This is a genomic window from Roseateles sp. GW821-FHT03B02 (assembly GCF_059421025.1).
The window spans coordinates 64,924-88,628 of record NZ_JBWKUV010000010.1; the positions used below are offsets into that span (position 1 = coordinate 64,924).

26 protein-coding genes are annotated in these 23,705 nt (G+C 60.4%); 16 read left to right on the forward strand and 10 right to left on the reverse strand.

What is annotated here, in order from left to right; translation table 11 throughout:
- Positions 1-491 precede the first annotated feature (491 nt).
- The 4 genes from AC07VX_RS23090 to AC07VX_RS23105 all read left to right on the forward strand — a co-directional run bounded on the left by AC07VX_RS23090 (position 492) and on the right by AC07VX_RS23105 (position 3,883).
- Positions 492-1,163: a TIGR04283 family arsenosugar biosynthesis glycosyltransferase gene (locus tag AC07VX_RS23090; protein WP_493183962.1), complete on the forward strand. Its 672-nt coding sequence runs from the start codon at positions 492-494 to the stop codon at positions 1,161-1,163.
- On the forward strand, positions 1,138-1,845 hold the full coding sequence (locus tag AC07VX_RS23095) for a TIGR04282 family arsenosugar biosynthesis glycosyltransferase (RefSeq protein ID WP_493167033.1): 708 nt from the start codon (positions 1,138-1,140) through the stop codon (positions 1,843-1,845). The genes AC07VX_RS23090 and AC07VX_RS23095 overlap by 26 nt, the downstream gene beginning before the upstream one ends.
- Positions 1,842-2,972, forward strand: a complete 1,131-nt coding sequence (locus AC07VX_RS23100; RefSeq protein ID WP_493183963.1) for an FAD-dependent oxidoreductase — start codon at positions 1,842-1,844, stop codon at positions 2,970-2,972. Before AC07VX_RS23095 ends, AC07VX_RS23100 begins: the two co-directional genes overlap by 4 nt.
- A 74-nt stretch (positions 2,973-3,046) precedes the next feature.
- Positions 3,047-3,883 carry an HD-GYP domain-containing protein gene (locus AC07VX_RS23105; RefSeq protein ID WP_493167031.1) on the forward strand — a complete coding sequence of 279 codons (837 nt, stop codon included), beginning with the start codon at positions 3,047-3,049 and terminating at the stop codon, positions 3,881-3,883.
- On the opposite strand, the gene AC07VX_RS23110 is transcribed toward AC07VX_RS23105, so the two are convergent.
- Positions 3,880-6,021, reverse strand: coding sequence for a putative bifunctional diguanylate cyclase/phosphodiesterase (locus AC07VX_RS23110; RefSeq protein WP_493167030.1), 2,142 nt, complete (start codon positions 6,019-6,021; stop codon positions 3,880-3,882). The two genes, AC07VX_RS23105 and AC07VX_RS23110, sit on opposite strands and share 4 nt — an antisense overlap.
- Positions 6,022-6,736: 715 nt before the next feature.
- On the opposite strand from AC07VX_RS23110, the gene AC07VX_RS23115 reads away from it, so the two are divergent.
- The 4 genes from AC07VX_RS23115 (at position 6,737) to AC07VX_RS23130 (ending at position 11,327) form a co-directional block, all read left to right on the forward strand.
- Positions 6,737-8,713: a methyl-accepting chemotaxis protein gene (locus tag AC07VX_RS23115; RefSeq protein ID WP_493167029.1), complete on the forward strand. Its 1,977-nt coding sequence runs from the start codon at positions 6,737-6,739 to the stop codon at positions 8,711-8,713.
- A gap of 1,390 nt (positions 8,714-10,103) precedes the next feature.
- Positions 10,104-10,643, forward strand: coding sequence for a hypothetical protein (locus tag AC07VX_RS23120; RefSeq protein ID WP_493167028.1), 540 nt, complete (start codon positions 10,104-10,106; stop codon positions 10,641-10,643).
- 175 nt (positions 10,644-10,818) lie between these two features.
- On the forward strand, positions 10,819-10,941 hold the full coding sequence (locus tag AC07VX_RS23125) for a hypothetical protein (RefSeq protein ID WP_493167027.1): 123 nt from the start codon (positions 10,819-10,821) through the stop codon (positions 10,939-10,941).
- 119 nt (positions 10,942-11,060) lie between these two features.
- Positions 11,061-11,327: a hypothetical protein gene (locus AC07VX_RS23130; RefSeq protein WP_493167026.1), complete on the forward strand. Its 267-nt coding sequence runs from the start codon at positions 11,061-11,063 to the stop codon at positions 11,325-11,327.
- Between the two features lie 685 nt (positions 11,328-12,012).
- Here the strand turns inward: AC07VX_RS23130 and AC07VX_RS23135 are convergent.
- From AC07VX_RS23135 to AC07VX_RS23155, 5 genes are all read right to left on the reverse strand, one after another.
- Positions 12,013-12,261, reverse strand: a complete 249-nt coding sequence (locus tag AC07VX_RS23135) for a hypothetical protein (RefSeq protein ID WP_493167025.1) — start codon at positions 12,259-12,261, stop codon at positions 12,013-12,015.
- 24 nt (positions 12,262-12,285) lie between these two features.
- The gene (locus AC07VX_RS23140; protein WP_493167024.1) at positions 12,286-12,468 is read right to left on the reverse strand and encodes a hypothetical protein; all 183 of its coding nucleotides are present in this window, start codon (positions 12,466-12,468) and stop codon (positions 12,286-12,288) included.
- A gap of 21 nt (positions 12,469-12,489) precedes the next feature.
- On the reverse strand, positions 12,490-12,933 hold the full coding sequence (locus AC07VX_RS23145; RefSeq protein ID WP_493167023.1) for an H-NS histone family protein: 444 nt from the start codon (positions 12,931-12,933) through the stop codon (positions 12,490-12,492).
- Between the two features lie 562 nt (positions 12,934-13,495).
- Entirely contained in the window at positions 13,496-14,530 is a 1,035-nt protein-coding gene (locus tag AC07VX_RS23150) for a GGDEF domain-containing protein (RefSeq protein WP_493167022.1), read from the reverse strand.
- Positions 14,531-14,549: 19 nt separating this feature from the next.
- The gene (locus tag AC07VX_RS23155) at positions 14,550-15,428 is read right to left on the reverse strand and encodes a hypothetical protein (protein ID WP_493167021.1); all 879 of its coding nucleotides are present in this window, start codon (positions 15,426-15,428) and stop codon (positions 14,550-14,552) included.
- A gap of 232 nt (positions 15,429-15,660) precedes the next feature.
- Between AC07VX_RS23155 and AC07VX_RS23160 the strand changes: the two genes are divergently transcribed.
- Positions 15,661-16,152 carry a DUF488 domain-containing protein gene (locus tag AC07VX_RS23160; protein ID WP_493167020.1) on the forward strand — a complete coding sequence of 164 codons (492 nt, stop codon included), beginning with the start codon at positions 15,661-15,663 and terminating at the stop codon, positions 16,150-16,152.
- Here AC07VX_RS23160 and AC07VX_RS23165 read toward each other — a convergent pair.
- Positions 16,109-16,942, reverse strand: coding sequence for a DUF8758 domain-containing protein (locus AC07VX_RS23165; protein ID WP_493167019.1), 834 nt, complete (start codon positions 16,940-16,942; stop codon positions 16,109-16,111). The genes AC07VX_RS23160 and AC07VX_RS23165 overlap by 44 nt on opposite strands.
- 77 nt (positions 16,943-17,019) lie before the next feature.
- Here AC07VX_RS23165 and AC07VX_RS23170 point away from each other — a divergent pair, with 77 nt between their 5' ends.
- Positions 17,020-17,418, forward strand: coding sequence for a helix-turn-helix domain-containing protein (locus AC07VX_RS23170; RefSeq protein ID WP_493167018.1), 399 nt, complete (start codon positions 17,020-17,022; stop codon positions 17,416-17,418).
- Here the strand turns inward: AC07VX_RS23170 and AC07VX_RS23175 are convergent.
- Positions 17,415-17,981, reverse strand: coding sequence for an HAD domain-containing protein (locus AC07VX_RS23175; RefSeq protein ID WP_493167017.1), 567 nt, complete (start codon positions 17,979-17,981; stop codon positions 17,415-17,417). The two genes, AC07VX_RS23170 and AC07VX_RS23175, sit on opposite strands and share 4 nt — an antisense overlap.
- A gap of 3 nt (positions 17,982-17,984) precedes the next feature.
- On the reverse strand, positions 17,985-18,422 hold the full coding sequence (locus AC07VX_RS23180; protein ID WP_493167016.1) for a hypothetical protein: 438 nt from the start codon (positions 18,420-18,422) through the stop codon (positions 17,985-17,987).
- A 706-nt stretch (positions 18,423-19,128) separates the two neighbouring features.
- Here AC07VX_RS23180 and AC07VX_RS23185 point away from each other — a divergent pair.
- The 3 genes from AC07VX_RS23185 to AC07VX_RS23195 all read left to right on the forward strand — a co-directional run bounded on the left by AC07VX_RS23185 (position 19,129) and on the right by AC07VX_RS23195 (position 20,735).
- Positions 19,129-19,668 carry a hypothetical protein gene (locus AC07VX_RS23185; protein ID WP_493167015.1) on the forward strand — a complete coding sequence of 180 codons (540 nt, stop codon included), beginning with the start codon at positions 19,129-19,131 and terminating at the stop codon, positions 19,666-19,668.
- Between the two features lie 81 nt (positions 19,669-19,749).
- On the forward strand, positions 19,750-20,280 hold the full coding sequence (locus AC07VX_RS23190; RefSeq protein ID WP_493167014.1) for a hypothetical protein: 531 nt from the start codon (positions 19,750-19,752) through the stop codon (positions 20,278-20,280).
- Positions 20,281-20,291: 11 nt separating this feature from the next.
- Positions 20,292-20,735 carry a hypothetical protein gene (locus AC07VX_RS23195; RefSeq protein ID WP_493167013.1) on the forward strand — a complete coding sequence of 148 codons (444 nt, stop codon included), beginning with the start codon at positions 20,292-20,294 and terminating at the stop codon, positions 20,733-20,735.
- Between the two features lie 128 nt (positions 20,736-20,863).
- Here the strand turns inward: AC07VX_RS23195 and AC07VX_RS23200 are convergent, their stop codons facing one another.
- Entirely contained in the window at positions 20,864-21,298 is a 435-nt protein-coding gene (locus AC07VX_RS23200) for a hypothetical protein (RefSeq protein ID WP_493167012.1), read from the reverse strand.
- A gap of 345 nt (positions 21,299-21,643) precedes the next feature.
- Here AC07VX_RS23200 and AC07VX_RS23205 point away from each other — a divergent pair, with 345 nt between their 5' ends.
- The 3 genes from AC07VX_RS23205 to AC07VX_RS23215 are packed head-to-tail and all read left to right on the forward strand — an operon-like array spanning position 21,644 to position 23,702.
- The gene (locus tag AC07VX_RS23205) at positions 21,644-22,210 is read left to right on the forward strand and encodes a hypothetical protein (protein ID WP_493167011.1); all 567 of its coding nucleotides are present in this window, start codon (positions 21,644-21,646) and stop codon (positions 22,208-22,210) included.
- A 45-nt stretch (positions 22,211-22,255) separates the two neighbouring features.
- Positions 22,256-22,837 carry a hypothetical protein gene (locus AC07VX_RS23210; protein ID WP_493167010.1) on the forward strand — a complete coding sequence of 194 codons (582 nt, stop codon included), beginning with the start codon at positions 22,256-22,258 and terminating at the stop codon, positions 22,835-22,837.
- 22 nt (positions 22,838-22,859) lie between these two features.
- Positions 22,860-23,702, forward strand: a complete 843-nt coding sequence (locus AC07VX_RS23215) for a TnsA endonuclease N-terminal domain-containing protein (RefSeq protein ID WP_493167009.1) — start codon at positions 22,860-22,862, stop codon at positions 23,700-23,702.
- Positions 23,703-23,705 lie beyond the last annotated feature (3 nt).

The window sequence follows — 23,705 nt, forward strand, 5'->3', positions numbered from 1 at the left end:
ACGGAAAACATCTACATGGCTCGGTTGACCGAACTCCTCGCTGATGTAGTTTGCGGTCGGCTTACCAGTGACCTGGCACATGCCGAGCATCCGCAGGGTCTACTCGTTGGCGGAGGCACGAGTACGCGGGTGGGGTGCCTACGACCACCTGAGGCACTACTCGTCGGTGGGAGCATACGCATCAGCGTTGCTATCAATTGCCCAGCGAAGTCGACTTGGTCCCACGCGGCTCTGTCCGTTGGGGATGCTGCCGGCCTGTATGGTCATGATGGACAACGACAGCGCTTCGTAGAAGCAGGCTTCGGCGTAGGAGGTCGCCCCTTCTCCGTGAGCGCCTTCGCCAAGCTGCGCTGTCGACTTTGCCGTCGAGTTGGAAATTCATCGGCTGAAGTCAAGAGGGCTGCCCAACATGCCGTATCCCGACTCGGCCATCAATGTAGCCTCAAGCGCGGGTCAAAGGTCAACGCATGAGGCCATTGCTCTGCGTTGTCATGCCAGTCCTGAACGAGGCGCAAACCCTTGAAGCGCGACTCATGTTGCTGCAGCCCCTGCGGCAGCGGGGCGTCCGAGTTGTCGTCGTCGACGGCGGAAGCTCTGACAACACGTTGTCAATTGCGACGGCACATGCGGACCTGGCATTCATCGCTCCACGTGGCCGCGCCTCTCAAATGAACGCCGGCGCAGCCGCCTGCCCTGCCGACATGCTCGTTTTTCTTCATGCGGACACCCAGCTTCCCGTCGCAGCTGACCTGTTGGTCAGGCGAGCGCTGACTGGGCCTCGTAGCTGGGGGCGCTTTGATATCCAGCTTGACTCCCCCCGGACATCCCTGCGTCTGATTGCGCGGCTCATCAATCTGCGGTCACGTTGGACTGGAATCGCGACCGGGGACCAAGCGATGTTCATGCGCTACGAGACATTCCGCGAGGTTGGAGGTTTCCCAGAGATAGCACTCATGGAAGACGTCGCAATGTCAGCCCAGCTGCGACGCATCAATGCCCCCGTGTGCGTGCCTGACCTGGCTGTCACGTCAGCTCGACGCTGGGAGAAGCACGGCGTCTGGCGAACGGTCTTCCTCATGTGGAGGCTGCGCCTCGCATTCTTCCTTGGCGCCGACCCTAATCATCTTGCAGCTCAGTATGGATATCAACCTCTCCAGCGGTAACCCAAAGCTTGCCGACGTGCAAGTTGCAATCCTGGCCAAGGCGCCGCTTCCCGGCTATGCGAAGACTAGGCTGATGCCCGCCATCGGAGCAACTGGAGCGGCCCAACTGCAGCGAAGCTTCACGAAGCATGCTGTTCGAACTGCGCTCGAGGCGGGCCTCGGGTCGGTCACGCTATGGTGTGCGCCGAATTGGCATCACCCGTTGTTTCGCGCCCTAAGCAGAAGATTCGGCATCCGCCTACTCGCTCAGGCTGATGGAGACCTCGGCATGCGAATGCACACCGCTTTTCGACTCCATTGCCCTCGTGGACCCGTGCTCCTCATCGGCACCGACTGCCCGGCCCTGACTGCTGAGCATCTACGCGTCGCCGCGTATTCGCTGTTGAAAGATAAAGACGCAGTCTTCTATCCAGCGGCCGATGGCGGTTACGTGCTCGTCGGACTCAGGGAACCGCAGCACCAATTGTTCGAAAGAATGCCTTGGAGTACCTCCGAGGTCATGGAACAGACCCTAACTCGGGCGGCATCGAGCCGTCTTCGCACCAAGCTCTTTGAGCCCCTGGCTGACATAGACACTCCCGATGACCTTGAGAATCTTGGTCAAGTTGCCTCGGTCGGTAAGGACGTCAGGTGGCCACGCCAGCTCAAAGGGTTTCTGTCCAGCCCTCGGAGCCACGCGTGAGGCGGCTAGTCCTGCTCGGAGGCGGGCATGCGCACGTCAAGGTCCTGTCAGACCTCAGTAAGCGCCAGCTAAGCGGCTGGAGAGTCTCGCTGATTTCTCCTCACCCTCGCCATATCTATTCTGGGATGGTGCCAGGATGGATTGCGGGCCATTACAACATTGACGAATGCGCACTAAGGTTGGACGAACTTGCCGACCAGGCGGCGGTTAGCTTCCACTGTCAATCCGGGTCCGGTGTCGACATGTCCCGCAAAACTATCCTCTGCTCGGACGGAACGAAGTTGCCCTTTGATGTTCTTTCTATCAACACCGGGCCGGTCACTTCATTAGGGACCATCGCAGGGCGCACCGACCACATCCAGACCATACGTCCAATCGAAGTCTTCATCGCGGCGTGGCCATCGTTGGTAGACCAAATTCTCCGATGCTGTAGACGATTCGACTTAGTCATCCTGGGCGCAGGAGCTTCGGGCGTTGAACTCGCCTTCGCGATACACAGGCGCGCATTGAGGGATGGTTGGTCTCATCTGCGCATAACGCTGGTAGGTTCGGGTTCACAGCCGCTCGAAGGCGCCCCCCTTTCAAGCCGGATGAAAGTCTCTCAGCTTCTCGCCGAACGAGGCATCGCTTGGCGGGGCGGATGTCGTGTCGTCGCCGCCACTGCGAACTTTCTCGCTTTTGAGCATGGGCACCCCCAACAATTTGACGCCTGTCTTGCTACAACCGGCACCGCAGCACCTTCTTGGCTTCGGACGAGCGGGCTTGAGACTGACGAGCGTGGCTTCCTACGCGTTGGGCCCACGCTACAGAGCATTTCTCACCCTAATGTCTTCGCCGCTGGAGACGTTGCAGCGCACCTGGAACGCTTGCCCAAATCGGGGGTCTACGCCGTGCGGGCTGGCCCGGCCCTGTCAGAGAACCTTCGCTCTTACTGTCGAGGGGAGCAGCCTAGGCCCTGGGCTCCTCGCACCCGTGCGCTACAACTGATTAGCACTGGAAGTCGGCACGCGATTGCGACCTGGGGAACTCGAAGCATCAGCGGGCATTGGGTCTGGCTATGGAAAAACTGGATAGACCGTCAATTCATCCGTAGCTTTTCCGCTCCAAGCCCCAGGAGCAAACAATGAGGCTATGGGGCTCAATTTTTCGCGGCGGCGCTAAGTCTGCTTACCCCGTTCTTGCAAGCGACTACAAAGACCTCATGGCAAGCCTCCTGTCGCTCGCATGGGTGGTTGAGGCACGAGACCCGTACACCGGTGGGCATCTGTGGCGAGTGTCGCGGTACTGTGCACTGCTCTGTGAACGCGCAGGGTTGGCTCCTGAAACATGTGCCCAAGCCTCGCTTGGTGGTTTCCTTCACGACTTAGGGAAGATTGCTATCCCGGACGGGATTCTTCGCAAGGCTGGGCCTCTGTCGCCAGGTGAGATGGAAATTGTCAGAACGCACCCCGCCGTCGGCGCACGTCTCGTTGCAGCGCATCCGCTAGCCAAGCTCGTACGGGAGGCTATCTACTGTCATCACGAAACGCCTGATGGGCATGGATATCCCAATGGACTCAAGCTGGAGCAGATACCGATTGCTGCGAGAGTTGTTGGCATCTGTGACGCCTTTGACGCCATGACAAGCGCCAGACCTTATCGCAAGCCGACGACAGTGGAGCAAGCCCTAGGCAATCTGGAGCTCGGTCTAGCCACCCAGTTCGACGAGACGCTCGGTCGGTCGTTCATAGAGCTTGGCTCCGTCGGCGTGTTGGAGCACATCGCTGGCCATTGCGACGATGGCATACCCCTACAGATTTGCACCACGTGTGGACCAACGCTCGTAGTGCGTCGCGAGCAGCGACGAGGCGACTACGTCTACTGCAGAAGTTGCGGCGGTGAGTACATGCTGTATGACGGCGGCCCCGCCGCTCCACTTGTCCTCAGGCCTACTGGCGCGATTGGAAAGGCGGCGGACCTGGAGCCCTGCGCAGATACAGCACAAATTGATAGATTCATTGCTGACAATGCGCACTCCGCTGCGCTGGCGATGCCTTAGAGCACCGCCTCGGTTTCCTGCGCCGCTACGTACTGCTGAAAGAAGACTTCTGACGCCACTGGGTCGAGTGGACGGGAGATGAGGTATCCCTGCACAACGTCACATCCAATGTCGGCGAGAAGACGCAACTCACCCTCAGTTTCTACTCCTTCAGCCGTGACCGTCATATCCAGACTATGCCCCAGGTCAACGATGGTTTTTAGGAGCGTCTGCAGTTCCCGCCTTGCGTCAGCGCCCGAGACAAAGCTTCGGTCCACCTTTAGTTCATTGACGGGAAGCCGACTCAAGTACGCAAGCGACGAGTACCCGGTCCCGAAATCATCGACAGACAATTGAACCCCTAGCCGACGCAATGAGCGCAAAGATTCCATCGCAGCCTCCGCATCCTCCATCAAGCTGCTTTCTGTAATTTCGAGGCGGAGCCCCCGGAGCGGGGCTGAGTGTTGCCTGCAAGTTGCTTCGATAAACGAAGTGAGCGTTTGGTCTTTAAGGTCAACGGCGCTGACGTTAACGGCTATCGTCAGTTCCTTACGTTCGGCGCTCCACCTTCCAAGTTGCCTTGCAGCAGCGGCAAGCATCGCACGGGTGATGACACCAATGTGCCCGGTTCTCTCGGCGAATGGAATGAATTCACCGGGAGCTATGTAGCCCCATTCCGGGTGCTTCCATCTGGTGAGCGCCTCCGCACCAATTAGTCGCTTGGTGCGCATGCACTGCTTGGGCTGTAGCCACATCTCTAGCTGCCCCGCAGCGACTGCGTTTCGAATGTTCGATACCAAGCTCAGTTGCCGCGCCCTGGCATCATCCGCGTCAGCCAAGTACCACGAAGAATCCCGCTTAGCTCGCTTGGCTGTCTCGAGCGCCTGCTCTGCGCACCTAAGCAGGTCATCAATCTTCATGCCGTCACCAGGTCTGGAGGCCGCCATCCCGAACACCAACTGCACATCAATCTTGTTCCCGTCTATATCCACGGGCGAAACTACGGCTCCGGCCGCCAATGCTCGGAGCTCCTCGACATGGGTGACAGACGCGCTTGTGCAGATGACACAAAAAGTGTCCCCGGGCATCCTGGCAAGGATTCTCTCTTGTTCAGGAGACTTATCGAGTCTCTCTATGACGGTCCGCAATCGGTTCGCAATCTCCTGAAGCAATGCGTCGCCGGCCTCGTACCCCAGGACTTCGTTGACAGTTCTAAGTCGGGATACGTCCATCACCAGAGCTGTAGTAGCAACTACGTTCTTCTCTGTCAGGACGCGCCGCACCATTGCCCGATTGGGCAACCCGGTCAGCCTGTCGGTGTACGCAAGATTGCGAATTTCCGCCTCTCGCGCGGAAACAGCTGAAGCCATGGCGTTCATAGCGTTTGCTACTTGCGAGAATTCCTCCCCACCACCAATCTGGACGCGCGCCGAATAGTCACCAGCTTCAATCAGGCGAGCGGCCTCCTCGACGCGACGCAACGGCCGGACCACAGTCGCGGTAGTCCACCATGCCATGTACGCAGCTAGAGCCGCAGAGAATCCTGCAATGCACATCAGCAGCCAGCCCGTGAACTGCGCAGCCTCCATGGATTGCCGCTGGCGCCCCACCAAATCATCCTGCTCCAGCGAAAGCAGCGTCGTTGCCACATTCACGAGCGCATCAAGTGATGGCTTTCCTTCAAGCCGAAATGTGACTTTCGCACCTTCTTCGTCGCCAGACTCGAGCAACTCGACCGTTCGGAGGAATGCGCTTCGATATTGGTGATGACTTTTCGAGATGGCCATCGGTAGTTGAGCACTTACGCCTCCAGATAGGTCACGAGCAAGTCCTGAGAGCAGGCGTTCAACTGACTCATGCTCTTCGTCGATGAGCGTGTACAGCGCTTCTCGCTCAAGTCTTGTCGACGTCAGGAGGCGAATCATCGTGTTGCTAAGTCCATTGGCGTGCTGAACGACGCCTTGAACCGCAAGAAGTCTCGGAACGCCTACGGTCAACGACTCCTCTTGTTCTCTTGCAAGCCCGCGCAAACGGTAAGTCGCCACTACAACGAGGAGCAGCATCAACACGACCAAGGCGGAGAAAGCTCCTCCCAGACGCATACCAAGCTGGCCAGACTTCCATCGCCCCACTCTCCGCGAGCCTGAATCTTCAAACATGCCGCACCGTCAGTTGTTGGAAGCTGCCAAAGTCGCTCTTCCGATGTACTCAGCACCTTACGCCATGCCGGAATCAAGGACAGTCAACGCATGAGAAAGATAGACGGAAAGCCGGATTTTCGATACGCATAGAGTGGCGCCTCCTATGTAAATCCGCTTCTCGTAACCGCTGAAGGCCTTCACTCCGTGTAAGAAGATGGCAATTGAGCCGTCTAACTTGAGCTGACAGGGCACCATCCCTCCCAGCCCCTTACGGGGCTTTTAGGCCACGCTTGCGTGGCCTCTTTTTTTGTACGGTCACTCGATGAGTCGCGCATCCCAGAAATCGCACCTTGCGTGACAGCCGCAGGCGCCGATTGAGCGGACCACCCTCTTCGACGAGCCATTTGGCCTCATTTGCGAGACGCTCGGCCAAGTTGCGTCGAGTTGCGGCGTTGACCTACAACATTCCCGTTCATACGATGGAAAGGTTGCATGAGACTGCAGCTTCCACAAATCTTTCAGGCACGCGCTAGTGAAGCTAACGCTTGGTGTTCACACTGCAGCAGGAAGTTGCACACCATCCTTGCCACCTTGTGCAAGCACGGAACATTAGGTAATCCCTATCCAATGCCACGTCCGGACTGCTTGCGCTTGTCGAATCCAACCATTCAAAAGACTCTCTCGCGGCCATGGAGCTTCGGAGTACAAAGCATGAACTTAGAAGTGACCCTCGATGCTCAAGCGCCTGAATAGCCTGTCAATTGGCAACAAGATGGCCATTTGCGCAATTGGCGTAATGGTGGTCGTTCTCGCCACATCAGGGATTTTCGTCAGCAGCAAAATCTGGCGGAGCTCAGCGACTCTTGGTGCGGCCACGCTCGCTGAGTTCGCCGATTCGACCGTTGAGATTCTCCGTGTTTACGACGAAGCAGCGCGAAAAGCCGCCACGAAGGACATTGGCTTGTTCAAACGGGAGTTTCAAGGGAACTTCTCCGTCACTATGCCGGCTTCTGGCGAGATGAGTTCCCTGCCGCTGCTTCTTGATAGGGGCATTGCACTTAACGGGAACACCAAGATTGTTGATGAGTTCACTCAAGCAACAGGCGCAGTTGCGACCATCTTTGTTAGACAGGGCGACGACTTCGTTCGTATCACGACATCGGTCACGAAGGCAGATGGTGCTCGCGCTGTTGGAACGTCACTTGACAAGGCTCATCCGGCTTATCCGCTGATGATTTCCGGAAAGCCATATAACGGTCGGGCTACTCTCTTCGGGAAGACCTACGCAACTTACTATGAGCCGATAGTCCAGTCGGGACAGACGATTGGCATCCTTTTCATCGGCACCGACTTAAGCGAAGTCTTGGCCTCCTTAACGGAGCTGATGCGCTCACGCAGACCTTTTGAATCTGGAGCTGTCTACGCCGTTGACGCCAGCCCCGGTCCGGCCCAAGGACGTTTTATCGGACTTAACACTGACGCTACTGGACTTCAGGATGCTTCTCCGACAGATGGAGCGCCAGCTCGCTTTTCCAGGCGACTCTTGGACGGAGGGGTGCGTGGAGACTTCGAATCAGATTGGACGCCGAGGAGTCCCCGTAAGGCTATCGGCATCACTCGCATCTCCTATGCAAAGAGTGCCGCGTGGAACTGGATAGTGGTAAGCGAGGCACCAGCCAGTCAGGTGATGGCTAGCGCACGCGGCAACTTAGTCGCCTTATGGGCTGCTATCGCCGCCGGGATTTTTAGCTTGTTTGGAATGATTATCTGGCTCTCAAAACGCTTAGTAGCCAGGCCAGTGAGCGTCATGACTGCGTCGCTAAATAGACTTTCTGAAGGCGACCTGTCTTTCGCTTTGGAGTCGCGGAGCGGTGATGAGCTTGGGCGACTTACCGCCGACATGGAAGCCTTCCGCAGAAAGTTGCTCGAGACGTTTTCAAAGGTACGGGACAGCGCCTCAAACGTTGCATTGGCTAGTTCACAAATCGCAGTTGGAAATCAGGACTTGAGCCACAGGACTGAGCTTCAAGCAAACGCCTTGCAGCAGACCTCGGCAACCACAGATGAGCTGAGTTCCACTGTGCTTAAGAATTCAGACCATGCTCGTCGAGCCAGTCAACTTGCGCAGGGCGCAAGTCAGGTTGCGGCGCTAGGTGGAGAGGCCGTAGGGAACGTGGTTGCGACCATGCAGCGCATCTCGCAGAGTAGTCAGAGGATTTCGGAGATTATTGGCGTCATCGACGGTATTGCATTTCAGACAAATATTCTTGCCTTGAACGCTGCTGTTGAAGCAGCTCGCGCGGGAGAGAATGGACGCGGCTTCGCCGTGGTAGCAGCTGAAGTTCGAGGGCTTGCTCGTCGGAGTGCTGAAGCGGCCAAGGAAATCAAGACGCTCATCGACCACAGCGCGGCACAAGTCAAAGAAGGAACAACGCTCGTCCATAACGCTGGTCAGACAATGGACGAGATAGTAGTCTCGACCAAGAATGTAAGCGCCATCGTCGAACTTATCTCGACTGCGAGCTCAGAGCAAAGCGTGAGCGTTCAGGAGGTGGGAAAAGCCGTTGAACAGATGGACCGGGCGACACAGCAGAATGCCGCCCTTGTGGAAGAGAGTGCCGCCGCTGCCGAGAGTCTCAAAGGACAGGCGCAGCATCTCGTGCAGGCGATTGCCTACTTCAAGCTTTCCTCCGATGACAAGCCAAGCTAAATTCAAAGCAGTCGACTTTTGCAAGCTGCCGCCGAAGGCGATAGCGGTTTAGATGCGTCTTCATCGCACTGGCAGTCCTGTCTCTCAATCTCAGCAGAGCTGGTCGCATATTCAGACTACGCATTTGGCTCGCCCGATTGATAGTTCGCACAGTTAAGGGATGACAGACCGCTACGCAGATAGCGCGTTCACGCGCTCAACCATCATTGAGATTCAGAAGAGGGCAGGCAACCACTGCTCCAAGCCCGGCTGTGCATGCCTGACCACCGGGCCGAACGAGGAGCCCGTCGCATCCACGTCGATTGGCGTCGCTGCGCACATCAAGGCGAGGTCTCCGGGCGGCCCACGGTATGACCCGAACCAGACACCGGAAGAGCGGCGTTCAATAGAGAATGCAATCTGGCTTTGCCAGACTCACTCACGTGAGATTGATGTCGACCCTGGCGCCTACCCAGTTGAGGTTTTGCACCAGTGGCGTGCTCAGCGAGAGCTCTGGGCGAAGGCACACCTCGGAGTGCCGTTCCCCGGTGCCCACCTTGAAGGTCCCGCTTGGATTTGCCCGTTTTGCAGAACTCGTGTACCAGATGGCGACCATGTATGCCTCGGTTGCCACGCAGATGTGGGCTATGGCCTGAGCCGGGAGGACCGCGGCAACTGGGCAAAGATTGGGTTGATGGTCGGAGGCGCCGCTGGCGGTTTCGTTATGTGGGTGCTGCCTGGCTGGGTCAACTCCACTTTTGGGCTCGAAGTTGCTGACGGCTGGGGGCTTGGCATTTATTCACTGCTGCCGGTGGGAATGACGGCCGTCCTTGGCACATATGGCCTCATCAGCTGGCTCGAGAAGCGGGCTCGCCGTAAGCCGCCCAAGTTCTATCGGCGCTCTATCCACTGACGCTTGAGCAGTCTTGTGCGCTTGTTCTAACCCGCTCACGCAATATGCACTCGCCTCTGCCAATGTGCCGCTACGCAGCACATCAGGAGCGATGGCGCTCATCAAGCTCGGCAACGCAACCGCGCCGCGTGAACAACTCTCATGAGTGCTCCGGGCATCAGTCCTGTGCAGGAATGACATCGACACGTGCGGCTTCTCCAGCCTGCCACGAACGCACACGAGCCTTGGCAGCGTCCTGTCGACGATGATGGATGCCGAGACTCTTGAGAGTCATTAGGAACGAGTTGTGGACGAGCCCGCGCAGTCAAGGAACGCAGACCCAACGCTTCTCACTGAGCAAGAGCTCATGGTCTACCGTGGTCTGCTTGAAGGCCCCTGCGGACCGGCAGGCGGTTCGAACAGAAGCGCTTGGAGTTTCCATACCTTGCCTACAAGGTTTCTAGACCACTAAGCACCTGACTGGCTACATAGGCCATCAGAACCACAGAAGGGGGAAGGATGCAGAAGAAATATTGGATTGCGACATTCGCAGCCGCCGTCGCTCTTGGTATTGGGGGCATGAACTATTTTGGAGCGTATCGTCCTGCGGCCAAGCGCCTTGCAGAGGACAGTCGCAACAGCAAGCTCAGTTTTTGGTTCCACTACCATTACGGCGTCGCCCCTGGCACGCTCGTCGTCGACCTGCGGAGCTTTGACGACGAAGCGGCCATGGTTGACATCATGCGGGCGCTTCTCCATAGCGCCGAGGGTCACAAGAGCTCCAACTTCGACCGCGTTGTTCTCGAGTACAGGGGGACGCCCAAATTCATGCTGGACGGAGGCTACTTTCGGAAGCTAGGCGAGGAGTTTGAGCACCAAAACCCCATCTACACGCTGCGCACTTTTCCGGGAAACGTCTACAAGCTTGATGGGTCCCTGGCCTACGGTCAGTGGACCGGTGGGTGGCTCGGCGTCGTTGGTAAGCAGATGGAAGACCTGAACCAGTTCGCGAAGGACTGGTACCTAGACGACGCGCTCCGAGAGCGTGCTCCTAGCTGACACCGGAGCGACGGAGACGATGTATCGACCAGACGATACAAGAAGGCGGCCAAAGCAAATGCCGAGAGCTCGGGAGGAGCTGCGGGCGGTGAGCACCTCGCAGGCGTCGTGTTGCCAGGCATCTTGCACTTGGCGGGGCACAGTGCGAAGACTCACCGTCTCGTCGGAGGTCAGCATGGACAACCTCTCCATCGGCCGTGAGGCCCGCGCCTTCGCTTCAACCAGCAGCCAGCGGCTGGGGTTTGTTGGCGTCGTGACGCCTGCATCTCAGCAAGGCTTCGGGGACCGTCGCTCATGAATGCTTGGGATGTCGGGACGGGCGCTCGAAGATGTGTCCGTTGAAAATTTTGGCCTGATAGAGGTGCGACGAGTCCGTTTGCTATACGCCTTATAGGAACAACTCAACTTCTCATGCCCATGTCTTGCCTTGCCAAAGTCATTCTCATCACTGATGTGGCCAATGCCCTCACGACGCATCTTGATGAAATCAGCTTCCAGCGTTTGCCCGTTAGGGGCGAGTTCATCTACAAGTACGACGGCATGGCCCAACCTGCCGAGACGGTTTACCAAGTGGTCGCGGTCTTGCACGATGTCTCGGGGCACGGCGTCACGCTACCTGCACAGGTCTACGTCCGAGCCAGTTCGAGTCCGGACTTCCGCAGCCTCATGCAAAACGAGGGCTGAGGAGGTCGCGGCGCCCGGCCTCTGAAGTGGCTTGGTGCATCGCTGGCCATCTGGAAATCGCTGAGTACGTACACGGCGCTCGACGCGCAGACCCCTGCAAATATCGCGCTCATGCTTGCCGAGCGAAGCATACTGACTGTCAATGCACCGACCGAGCGTTCGTCTAACTAGGCCACCACCCCGCCCTTTTCAGACGCCCTGCTGCATGTGCACAGGGCGTCTCTTCTTGGTCACCGCGGCCGTGGCGCGCAAGGTCGTATTCGAACGTTCAACGGTCTGACGCACACACGATGGTGCGCCCGCCTGCTGCGCGGTCCACCTTGGCCTTCACAACCGCAGCCCTCTCCTCGGCGGAGTAGTCGGAATCAAATCGCTTCCCTTTCTCCGGCTTGGTGACATAGCCATTCGCAGCGTCAGGCACGCGACTGGGATTGGGATGACCTCCCCTTCGTTGGCGCGCTGAAATATTCGAGCGTAGTTAAAGAACCCGACGCCGCCGACGTTCACCACGGCTAGGCCGTGCTTCGAAACGACGTACCACACGCCTTGGCGAGCTCTGCCAAAAGTAGGGCCTCGGCTGGTCCCTCGACAATAGCCACCCCTCGGCCGAAGAACAGGTTCGCCTTGGTGGCGTCCAGGAAGCGGCGCAAGGCGTCCCGAGCGCCCTTCCCGGGCGGGATTGCCGCTATTCCTTGACGATTCTCCAGGCCGGCCAGGTCGGCGCGACCATCTCTGCTACGAGAACCTTGGCGGCGACGCGCTCGTACTCCTCAGGCCGGTCAGGCGCAACGACGACCTCTGCACCGTCGTCTCGAACCAGTTCCCATCCTTGCCCAGGGCGCATGGCGTTCTCAGCAACGAGCTCGGGGTGGACGTCGAAGTAGTCGGCGGGGCGCTTGAGGGCAACCAGAACGCGAGCGGATTGGGGCGGCATGACTATTGAGTTCAGACGGGCTGGCTATGCCTCTCGCTCTTCGAGCCAGTGGCTACCTTCACCAGCGACTTCGCAGCCGCTTTCGATGATGATGGTCAGGTCGCGACGGTTCTCTGGCGTATCGGGCCACCAAAGACCGCCATCCGTCGGCCGGCCTTCGTCATCCTCGTGCAGACCGAAGAGCCAGCGGACGCGAATCTCCTTCACGATGCTGCCTCACTTTGCTGCTCAAGCGACGGCGAAGTCTTCGAGCTTCCTGCCGCTTTCGATAGCGGCCCGCAGCCAACGAGGCTGGCTTCCGCGGCCGGACCAAGCGTTGCCCGCATCGTCCCTGTACTTCGCGGCAATCTTGGTGCCCTTGGCAATGCTGGCGGCCTTCTTGGGCTTCGCTGATTGCGCCACCTTTGCTGGCTTCTCGGCCTTGGCGGGCTTGGCGCGTCCTGCCTTCTTCAATGCCTTCGCAGCCGTCCCGCGCGGTGCAGAGGCTTTCTTGGCTGCCGTCTTCTTGGCAGCGGCGCCGGTGCCGAAAATTTGCTCGGGCGTGATGCCGTAGTGCTCAACCGCAACCTTGATTTGGGCGATGACGCCGAGCGCTTCCTTTTGCAGCAGCGCCTGTTCTTGGGCTTGCAGCTTGGCGATTTGTTCGCGAATTTGGTCTACGGTCTTGGCCATCCAGAACTCCAGGGTTGTCCTACTCGAGAAGTCTAGTCTCAGAATCGCCTCAGAACGATTGCTGAACGGCTAAGTCGCGGTTAGACCCTAGGGAGCTGAGGTCTAAGAAGGGAGTAACCGGCGAACCAACCGTCGCGAACAGCTTCGGCAAGTGCTTTGACATCGCTGGGCTGCGGCTTAGCAGCGCGGACGACATCAAGTCCCTTGGTCAGCTGGCGGCGCGCGGAGCAGCTTTCATCGCCAGCAGCAGGCATGCCCGCCGTCCTTCTCTCTTCTCTTTCTTCTCTTTTCTGCACCACGCCCCTGAACTAAGGGCTCAAAACTTTGAGACGTTGGAAGGACTTGCGGCTTCCGTCATCGGCTGGCCAGGGAGCCAGAGACTATGAGGTGGGGAGCCACAAGCTAAGAGTCGGGGAGCTGCGGGCTAAGCCTGAGGGAGCAAGTGACTAAGTGTCGGGCAGCGTTTGCCATTGCCTCAGGGAGCGAGTGACTAGGTTCAAACAGCAACCGCCTCGGGCTCGGGGAGCTGTTGACTAGGTCCTTGGGGAGTTGCAGCGCGGCCTCAGCGCCGCGCTGACTTGCGAGCGCGCTTCGCAGCCAGCATGCGCTCGTCAGCCTCTTGGATGGCCGTGCCCGAGGATTCGCCTGGGGCGACGAAGACAGCGCCCGCGCTCGCGTCGAGCTGGCCGCCAAACCCGGACCAGTCCTGGCCACGAATTGCCGCAACGAGTTTCACGGCGACCTGGTCGACGTCAGCAGCGCTGGTCGGGCTTCGGACCAGGACGGCAAACTCGTCCCCACCCAAGCGCGCCACCGCATCTGTGCTCCGGACTGCCGCTGAGACCAGTCCGGCAACCCTGCATAGGGTCTCGTCGCCCGCGGAGTGGCCATGGTTGTCGTTGATGGCCTTGAAGCCGTCCAGGTCCAGATACACGAGACCCAGTGACAGATTCTTCGACTCGGCCTCGCGCACGGCCTCCCGCCAGGCTTCGTCAAACCCCTTGCGGTTCAGAACACCGGTCAGCGCGTCCAGGCGCACCTCCGTCTCAAGGGCTGCTGCTCGTGCTTCGGTGTCCCGCCGCTGCGCCTGGATGGTCTGGGCGAGCCGAACTGCATAGATTGGCGTAATGAGAGCCGTGGCTGCGAAGGCGACAGCAATTTCGGGAGCAAGCATCCATGCCGGCCCCCAGGACACGGCGCAGAACAACGACACGCCGCCGATGATGGCTGAGCAGATGCCGCGCCTCTGGCCAAAGCGAAGGCCATGTCCGATGCTTGTGGTGACCGGAACCCACGCGAGCACTGCAAGCACTCGGCCGCTCATGGCCAGGCCTGACGCGAACACAAGGTGGTCAAGGACCAGAGCGGTGCCCTGACGGTTGGCGTCACTGCCGATGCGACGCTCAACCAGCGAGCACCAGAGCTGGGAGTACGCGAGATAGCTGGCAATCGCCTCGAGTTCGCGGGCACCAACCAAGGTTGGCCGAACCATCCAAACGACCGCGGCGCTCACGAACACCAGCAGCGCAGCAGCCCTGCGGAAGTGAGCTTGACCGGCCTCCGACTCGATTAGAGGCCCTGAGAGCGTCCTGAACATCCTTGCAGGCCGCCCGTCGTCAGCGAACCTTCTCGAAGACCACGTCGACCTGGGCACCCTGGGTAACACCGTTCATCTCCTGCGGGGTCGCTCGCTGCGAGACGACACGCCAGCCGTGTTGGGCAAAGTCGCCGAAGAACACGCCGAGGCCGTTGCACATGAGCATCATGGTCGTCACGGCCTGGTCGGCGTACTGGTGGCCCCCGCATGCGATTTGCGTTCCCTTCGGCGAGCGGTCAAGGAGCGCAGCACGGCTTGCGGCGGCAGCCTGTTGCTTGGTGCGCTCAGCAGCAGCCTCGTCTGCCTGCTTCTTGAGGGCCTGTCGCTTCTCTGCCTCCCTGGCTTGCAAAGCGAGCGGTCCGAACTTTGCGAGGTCGTCGGCGGAGACCCAAGCGATGGCACGCGTGAACGCTCCGCCGACCGGGCCAAGCGTTTGCTGCTTGCTGTGAAGGACGTAAGGGCGTCCCTGGACCTGGCACACGGTCTCGTCTTCGTCGGTGTATCGCCGGGTGGTGACGTAGATGAGGTCCTGGACTGTCTTCACGGCCGCGCGCACGTCGTTGGGACTGTCAGGGCGCCAGGGGTTGCGGTAGAGCGTTCCCGACTTCAACGTACACCAGGCAGCGAAGTCATCTTGGGCGGTGGCGTTGGCGTCACGCAAATCTTTGAACGCTTGGGCCGTCGTCGGCAGGTAGCTGTCCGACCCGACGAGCTTCACCGCATCCGGGAACTTCGCGAAGAAGATGGTCTGCAGTGACGCGAATGGCGTGTCTGCCGTGACTGGTGGGGCGGGAGGATGAGCCGGTTGGCGCGCCGCCGGTCCTGCGCAGCCGGATGCGACCAAAAGCGCTGCGGCACAGGCGAAGGCGGGCAGGAGACGACTGAGGACGTTGGGCATGACAGGTCCCTTGTGATTCGAGTAGGTCAGATTCTGCTGTCAATTGACACGTGTCAATTGACAGCAAGGGGCGCGGCTGCAACGGCGCACCGCGAGCCGGCGGCAATCCGGAACAAATCCACACTCGGCGGCAGAGAGGCCAATCAGCGCCGTGGTGCTGCCGCGGAGGCGTTGGCTCTGCGCGGCGGGAAAAGGGCGGCTCGATGGGCGGCCTCGGTACACTGCGGCGCTCATGCCAATCAGCCAGCCCATCCGCCTCTATACGCTCGGATACGAGGGATTCGACATCGACTCCTTCGTGGAGCGAGTCGTGGCATCTGGCATCCAAACCGTCGTGGATGTCAGGGAGCTTCCACTCTCGCGCAAGAAGGGCTTTTCTAAGACGGCGTTTGCACACGCGCTGGCAGATGCAGGCGTTGCCTACTTCCACGTTCCGGCGCTTGGCTGCCCGAAGGATGTGCGCGACCGCTACAAGGCTGACCGCGACTGGTCGAGCTATACCCGGGACTTTCTCGCCTACGTCGACACCCAAGACGCCACCGTGCGCGAGTTGGTGAAGCTGGCGAAAGCCACCACCTCATGCCTGGTCTGCTTCGAGGCCGACTATGAGGCCTGCCATCGGACCTATGTGGCGCGCGCTGCTCGCAAGCTTGGCGGCCCGCTGGTGATGCACCTGACCGCTAAAACAGCGCTGCCTGATTCGGGTCTTCGTTCGGTGGCCTAGGCGGGCAGATGACGCTGACGGCCAGCCACTGGTCGGGAAAGCGGTGCATGGTTCCCATCAACAGCATCAGGTCGAGCTTTGGCAGCTCCTGCTCGTACTTTTGGCGGAACGGAGCTTCCCATCCGTTTGGGCCGAGCTCGCCCCGCAGTTTCCTGTAGAGAGCGCCTGCCTCCCAATCTGAAATCTTGTGCTTCCAAACGACGGGCTTGCCGTCGACAAGACATTCGTAGCGATAGTGGAAGTCGAAGGGAATCTTTTTTAGCAGTGCAACTTGGCGCTTGCTCTCTTCCTCGGAGAACAGACCAGCCTGCTTTTCCATCTGGAGCAGCTTGTCTCGCTCTTCTTCTGTCCAGTCCTCGCTCTTCGCCGCCTTGATGTCGAGGCCAAGGATTCGCGCGGGACGCAGCAAAGCAAGCGTGTTGCCGTGGGCGACCCGGTCTGCCTCAATGGCGGCGAAGTCCGAGTAGATGGGCACACGCCGGAGCGTTTCCATCCGGTGCGGCCAGCCTTTGCCGGCTGGCAACGGCGCGGGGTCGCATTCAATCTGGTCGACGAAGATGCGGTGGCTTTCTGGCCGATGGTCCTCACGGGCCTTCTCGACCAGCACCGTCAGCCATTGCCATTTGCGGAACTGCTGGTCGTCGGAAATCAGCCGGAACGGCACGGGGAAGAGTCGGATGAGCTTCCCTTGTTCGGTCATCCCTGCCACGCACGACGTCTCGGAGTACTTCGAGCTCGGGACCGGATAGGTCTTGCAGAGGATGAGGACGCGAACTCTGAAGGTCGCCATCTCAACGCGCCGCCAGGATGGGGTGACCCCAGGCGCTCGACCGCTGAGGGACCGAACGCGCAGGTGACAACCGCGCCGTGAGCGTCTTCTTCAGCTTCAAAGCATCCTCCCAGATGTTCTTTGCGCAACCGACGGCGATGGTACGAGAACGGCGTCGCGCATTTTGCTGTCAATTGACACGTGTCAAAAGGCAGCAGCGGGCCAACACTGCGGCCGCGATGAAACCGAGCAGTTTTCCGGGCCTTGTTGAGGCTCTCGGCGTGGAGGTCAAAGCACGCCGTGATGAGCTTGAGCTGACCCAGGAGGACCTGGCGGTCCGGTGTGGGCTCGACCGCCCCTATATCTCGCTGATGGAGGTGGGCCGGAAGCAGCCAACTTTGAGCGTGATGTTCCGCTTGGCCTACGGCCTCGACCTATCGCTCTCGGAACTGGCGGGTCGCATCGAGCGCCGATACGGGCGCCACACGATTGACTAGGCTGAGCGGGGCTGAGGCGGACCGAAGTTCCCGGCAAGCTTGGTGAGCAGCTGGTCCTGAGCCACCGGGTCGAGCAGGCCCTTAAGCCCGTCCACTTGCACGAAGTGCTGGCGTCGCTCCTCCTCGGACCAGAGAAGGGTTTCATCGTCAACGGCAATCCATGCAGCTGGCTTGGCCCAACCGACGTGGAGCCGCACTATTTCTGCCTTCACATGGCGCCAGTAGTCGGCGCTGCCCAGAGGCTGGCCACGCGGCCCCAGCTGAGCTTTGGCAGTGAGGTCAGCGTAGGTGAACCCAAGCACGCGCGAAGCGACTTCCGGGCCTAGGTTGAAGAGGACGGAACTCAAGCCATCTCGCCAGGGCAGGGTCGAGGTGAGGATGATGCGGGCGGAGGGCCAGTCCTTCAGTAGTTGCTGCACTACTGGAGCAGCCTCGTATTCAGAATGACCATCCTCTTCAGGGCTGCGTCCGAAGACCGACTCGTAGAGCGGCCGGCTTGGATGAAATACGCCGGCGATGCCAAGGTAGATGGCATGCAGTGGTGAGGGATGGTCGTCCTGCATCAGCTACGCCGCAAGCAGCGGCGCCTGGCCAACACGGGTCAGGAGCCAACCCTTCTCGCGCGCCCCGGTGGGCAGAAGGCGAGCATCCCGCAGGGTGACCTCGCCCTGCACCTTGAAGAAGAGCCGGCAGCCTTCCGGGAGCATCCAGTCGCACCACACCTCGTCGACCCGCGTGAACTTCCAGTCGTTGGATGGGCCGTCGTCGGCGTCGAAGCGCATCAGGCTCACGACCTCGTCACCCTGCAGGTCGCTGAGCAGCTCCACGAGCATGGACTCGCAAGCAATGAAGAGCGTCTCCTGCCTGGCGGAGGTGCGACGGCGGATATTGACCAGGTACCACGGCACGGCTTTGGGTAGAACCGCAGCGCCCCAGTACTGAAACCCGGACGCTCGGGCTTGCACCGGCACGCGGCCCTCAAGTGCATCAAAGGTCAGGAACATGGCTTTCTGCTGTCTTTTGTTAACAGTCCGATTCTGACTTACCCCGCGGAAAGTGGGAAGTGCCATGGCGAGTCCCTGACCTTTCAGACTTTCACCGCTGAAAGCGCAGGAATGCTTTCACGCCTGAAAGGCAGCGCGGGATAGGTGCCTTTCAGACTTTCAGCGCTGAAAGACTGGGTGGCGGCCGGCCGCGACCTGGCTGAGCTGCGAAATCCGTCACGCACGAGGCCGGACATTCGCCTTGGGCGCTCGCCGGCATGGTTAGAGTTGCCCTCACTGCATGAAGCAGCACCACCGGCAAGGGCACGCCCCGACGCCACCAGAGGCCACTGAACGACAGCAAGCTCGTTCAACCCTCGCTCCCGGTTCGTTCTGAACCGAGGACACCCCGAGAAACCACGACACCCGAAGTCCGTCTGTGACTTTCCTGGCCCAGCGCCTTGCGCTCGACCAGTTGCTCTTTAAAAAGCTTTTAGCAGCCCATTGACCCGCAGAGCCGAGTAACCGCCTGTAGGGAGTACTAAAAAAACAATAGCTGTCGGCTGCGACGGACCCGTCCTTCTGTGACGACCGATTTCTCCTTCTCACCGAGAAGGCACAAGACCCGACCCGAGTCGGGCGCCCCCTGACGAACCGAGAGCCACCTGCACGGTTCGCAGCACCCCACATCAACGCTCGCACTCGCCGAGCGCAACACGAGATACCGATGCACAACAACAACCACATCGTCACCCGTGACCACGCTTCCGCGGCAACGCCCGCCAACCGCAACGCCGCCGCGAGCGCTTCGTCGAAGCGACACGCGACGCTCACCCTGGCACCTTGCAAGAAGCAGCGCCACAACCGCGAACCCGGCAAGGCCTTCGGCGGCCGCCTCGAGTGCGCCGGCCACGCCATCTGGATTGAAGACGCCATCACCCTCGGCGTCGTCGCCTTCGTGCTGAATGTCGGCACCGTCGAGCTTCGACTGCCGACTTTCCCAGGCCGCACCTCGAAGCTGCGCGCCGACGAGAAGGGCCTGCCGCCTGATGTCATCGCGCTGGCCGAAGGCATCAGCTGGAGCCTGCTGAAGCGCCAGGACGAAACCGCTGAAGCACTGTTCGTTCGCCGCTTCGCGACGGCACTGCGCCTCTGCACGCAGAGCAAGAGCGAGGTCCAGTCCCTGGTCGCCTGGTACCGCGCGAATCTGCTGCCCGCTGCTGTGCGCGCCGTGCCCCGCGACCTGCGCGTCAACGAGCGCATTTAAGCCGACCACGCTATTTCGAAGCAGTGCTTGCCCGTCATCCCGGCGCGCAGGCACTCAACCCCAATCAAAGGATTACCTCTCATGACCGTCATCTACCTGAACGCCTCTGACAACAAGGCACCGAAGCTCACGCTGACTTTCTTCCTAAACGACAACGCGGTGCCCGTCGCCGACCTCTACCTCGGCGAGCGACGCCTGCTCGCGACCACGCACCCGGCAACCATCGTCGCGGCGATGTACGCCATGGACATGACGGAGCTGACGGTGGTCACGCATGCCGGCAGTCACACCGGTCAAGTCGAGTTCATCGAGCCCGGCGAAGACGCCTGGCCGCTCCCGGCAATCAACCTGCGACTGCGGCTTAACCCGCACCTCTATCAGTTCCGCCACCTGGCTCCGGCCGACAACTACGGTCTGCTGCTCGAAGGGCTGGACCTCTTCTCGTATGAGCTGTGGCACACGCCGACGGCGCTGGCCGACGAGCACCTGCGCACGGCGCATCACCACCTGCCGAAGGACCTCATCAAGCGCCCCCTGACGACTCGGGACCCCAAGGGCTGGAAGAAGACGTTGAAGAACCGCAACGACTTCATCTACTTCCCGTTCTGCTGATAGTGGCACCCATGGAAGAAACTACGTTATCGCTGCTGCCCGATGAGGCGAGGGGACTCGCAGAGGGCGCTATCCGGACGGTGACGAGAGTGCTTCGGCACGTTCCCGAGCAGCCACTTCGCTGCTGCTTTGCAGGCAACTTCGCAACCAACCAGACGCAGCTCATCGAGTTCGAGGACACCTCGGCGGAGGCTCTGACCCTCGCTGCGAGGGTGGTGCGCCAGAAGGCGGCTGAGTTGGAAGCGCACTATGTGATGACGGTGCTCGACATGCCGGGGCCGCCTCGTGCTGTCACCATCGGTGTCGAGACTCGAACCGGGACCTACGTCGCCAAGTGCTCAGTCTTCCGAGAAAACCCTGGCGACTGGGGCCTGACGCTTGGTCCTTGCCAGTTCTCGGAGGGAGAGCTGCCAAGCCCATTCGACACCCTGCTGCCGGTGCCAGTCGAATCCTGATTTCACTTGGGGCGACCTAAATCTTCGCCCCCGTTTCACCAGTGCCTATACATCGCAACATCAGCTCGGTGAACGGAGTTTCAAGCAGATGTGGTTCAGGGGGAGTCGCTCACGCGCTCCCCCCTTTTTTACTCGTCTGACGGTGCTGTGTTCAGGGCCGCCCAGTCGGCTTCGAGCCGGTCAGCGCGCAGGTCCTCGATGCTCAGGCTGCTCTTCTTGGCCTTGCCATCCCAGTAGCGCGGCTCAGCCCGTATGCGGTCCCACAGGTCCCGTTCCGGCTTGGTGAGCAGCGTTGGGTAGACGAGCGCCAGCTTGACCAGGCGCACGCTCTCCCGCTCGTCCCAGACCCTGGGAAGCAGGTAGACGGGCAGCTCTTCGTCCGGCAGGTCGACGAAAAGGCCGCTGTTCTCAGAACCCAACGCATCCGTAATCGCGGCAACGATGACGTCCGTCATCGGCACCCGCTCGCGACGGGCAATGAGCTCAATGCCGAAGCGCAGCTTCGCCGGCAGGCGCACGCTAAGGACCGAATCGCGCGGGCCGCCTTTCGCCTTCTTGGGCATCTCTTCTTTCTCTCGTGCTGACCCCGCATTTCAACATAAATGTAACGCAGTCTATTGCACTACGGTATTGCAATAGATAGGATGGCGTCATCGCGCTTCCGAAGCGCCTTGCTCTTTAAAACTGCCAAGCGCAGGCCGACCCCGGGTTCGTCTCCGGAGGAGCGGCGCTGCCAACCGCACCGCCGGTGACCGTGAGGTCGAGCGGCCCAGGCTCTCCGCCTGGCGACGCCTATGTGCGTCCGATGCCCTCCCCGGGCATCACCAAGAACAAGAAGACAAGACGGGACGAGACAACACATCAATCGCTGCAGTCCCACAGCGCAATCCCAACACCGAGCAAGACATATGAATACGAACCCGTCGGCAAGAACGGACCAAGACAACGCCTTTGCATTCGGCGCGCAGACGCCAAAGCAAAGCCAAGAGCTACGCACCGTCCACGTCGTACTCGCATCCCGCTATGAGGTCTGGCAATTGGCCAACTTCCTCTCTCCGATGTGCCTGGACCTGGAACTGACCAACGCGTCCTCCAGGGGCATCGAAATGCGGGTGACGCTGGAATCCAGCGAACTCGGGCTGCCTGAACTTCGCTGGCTGCTTGAGAACTTCTTCCAGGTCGCCGACGGCGCCGAAGCACTTCAGCTGTCCGAAGCGCAAGCGCGCCTGGCCGCCCGGTCACCACGCCTCGACCTGCTGACGGCCTTTACCAAGCTGGTCCACGAGTACCTCTCCCTGTTCGACGTGCCGGGCATCGTGAAGTTCCTGATGCCTGAGCCAGACCGAACGCACGTCGACGTGGTCCTGCGAAACGTCCCGTCGCCAGAGCACGACGCCAGTGGTTTCAGGCGCCACCTTCGCACCTGCATGAACTGCATCCGCGTCGCCTACGTCGACGCCCGCTTCCAGCGCTGAGCCGAAGTTCGCTCGGCACCGCACAGAACCAACAAGCAACACGCAATGAACAACGCACAAACCGCCGCCACCCCCACTACCGCCAACCACGCCTCTCACATCGTTAGCGACGGCTGGCTCGCTATCCAAGACGAGTTCTACGCAAGCCGCCGCCTTCCCGAGCCCACGCCGGAGGGGGCCGAAGACCGGACGTACTGCTTCCGCGTCGAGTTCAGCCACGACCTGCTGCCGCTGCGCTGGATGCTTAACTGGGCCATCGAGAAGTGGTGGTCCAGCCCGGTCTGCCCTGGCGGCGACGCCGACGCCAAGGTGACCCTGAAACCCGGTGCGCTGACCCTCAAGGAAATCCGCTGGCTCTTCGACAAGGTCGCGGACTGCCACGTGGCCGTGCAGACGGTCGCGCCGGAGGACAACTACACCGGCGAGCGGACCTATCTGGAAGCAAATGAGATGGGCGCAAAGGTGCCGCGCGCCAGCACGCTGAAGAAGTGCCTGGAGGGCCTCGCCGAGTGGCGGGAGGGCCTGGCCGCCAACGCCGACCGCGCTATCGAGGCTGAGGTCGAAATCGAGTTCGCCATCGAAGCGCAGGTCGCGCTCAAGGCTGAACGCAAGCAAGCAAAACGCTAATCAACCAGAGAGGAGTCGTTCCATGCCTAAACGCAAGAAGGTTACCGAGGCCGATATCCGAAAGCGCATACGCGATGGTTTTGGCTCGGGCGAAGGCTTGTCGTACAAGCCGTGGGAAACGGTCCACACGTTCAGCTCGAAGGGCAACTCACACCGCATTCACAGCCCGAAGACGGGGCGGGTGCACAACCTCTTCTCGAACATCGAGCGAGCGCTCTTCCTGAAGGCGGAGTACGGCAAGAACTTCGTCGACTTCCAGGAGCAGCGCGCCATGGAGCGCGAGCACACGCTGGCCATTGCCAACGTCCTGGGCGTCAAGCATTCCGTGTTCATCGGCACCAAGGTGCCGTTCGTGATGACCCTGGACGCCGTTGTCGTGCGTCGCGATGACGAGGGCAATCTTTATCGCGAGGTCTACGACGCCAAGGAGTCCACCGCGCTGCTGGACCAGCGAGTCCTGGAGAAGCTGTCCATACATCGGATGTACTGCGAGCAGCGGGGCTGGAAGCACAGCATCGTCACCGATGAGACCTTTGACCGGCAGGTCATCCGCAACCTCGAGTGGATACGGGCCGGCGCCCGCAAGCCCCTTGAAGTCGTCACCGTCGAAGGCCTCTTCGACGAGCTACCGGCGCAGATGCTCTTCGACATCCACGCGAAACAGCCGCGGGCTTTGGTCAAGGACTACTGCGCTGAGTTTGATGCTCGTTGGGGACTGCTCCCCGGCTGCGGCCTGCGAGTGATGCAGCTCCTGCTATGGGACCACAAGCTGCAGGCGGATTTGTCCGGCGGCCCCATCCACCTGGCCTCTGTGGCGTCGCTTCTTCCCGAGGTCGCAGCGCAGCGCGCCCAGAAGGCTGCCTGAGGA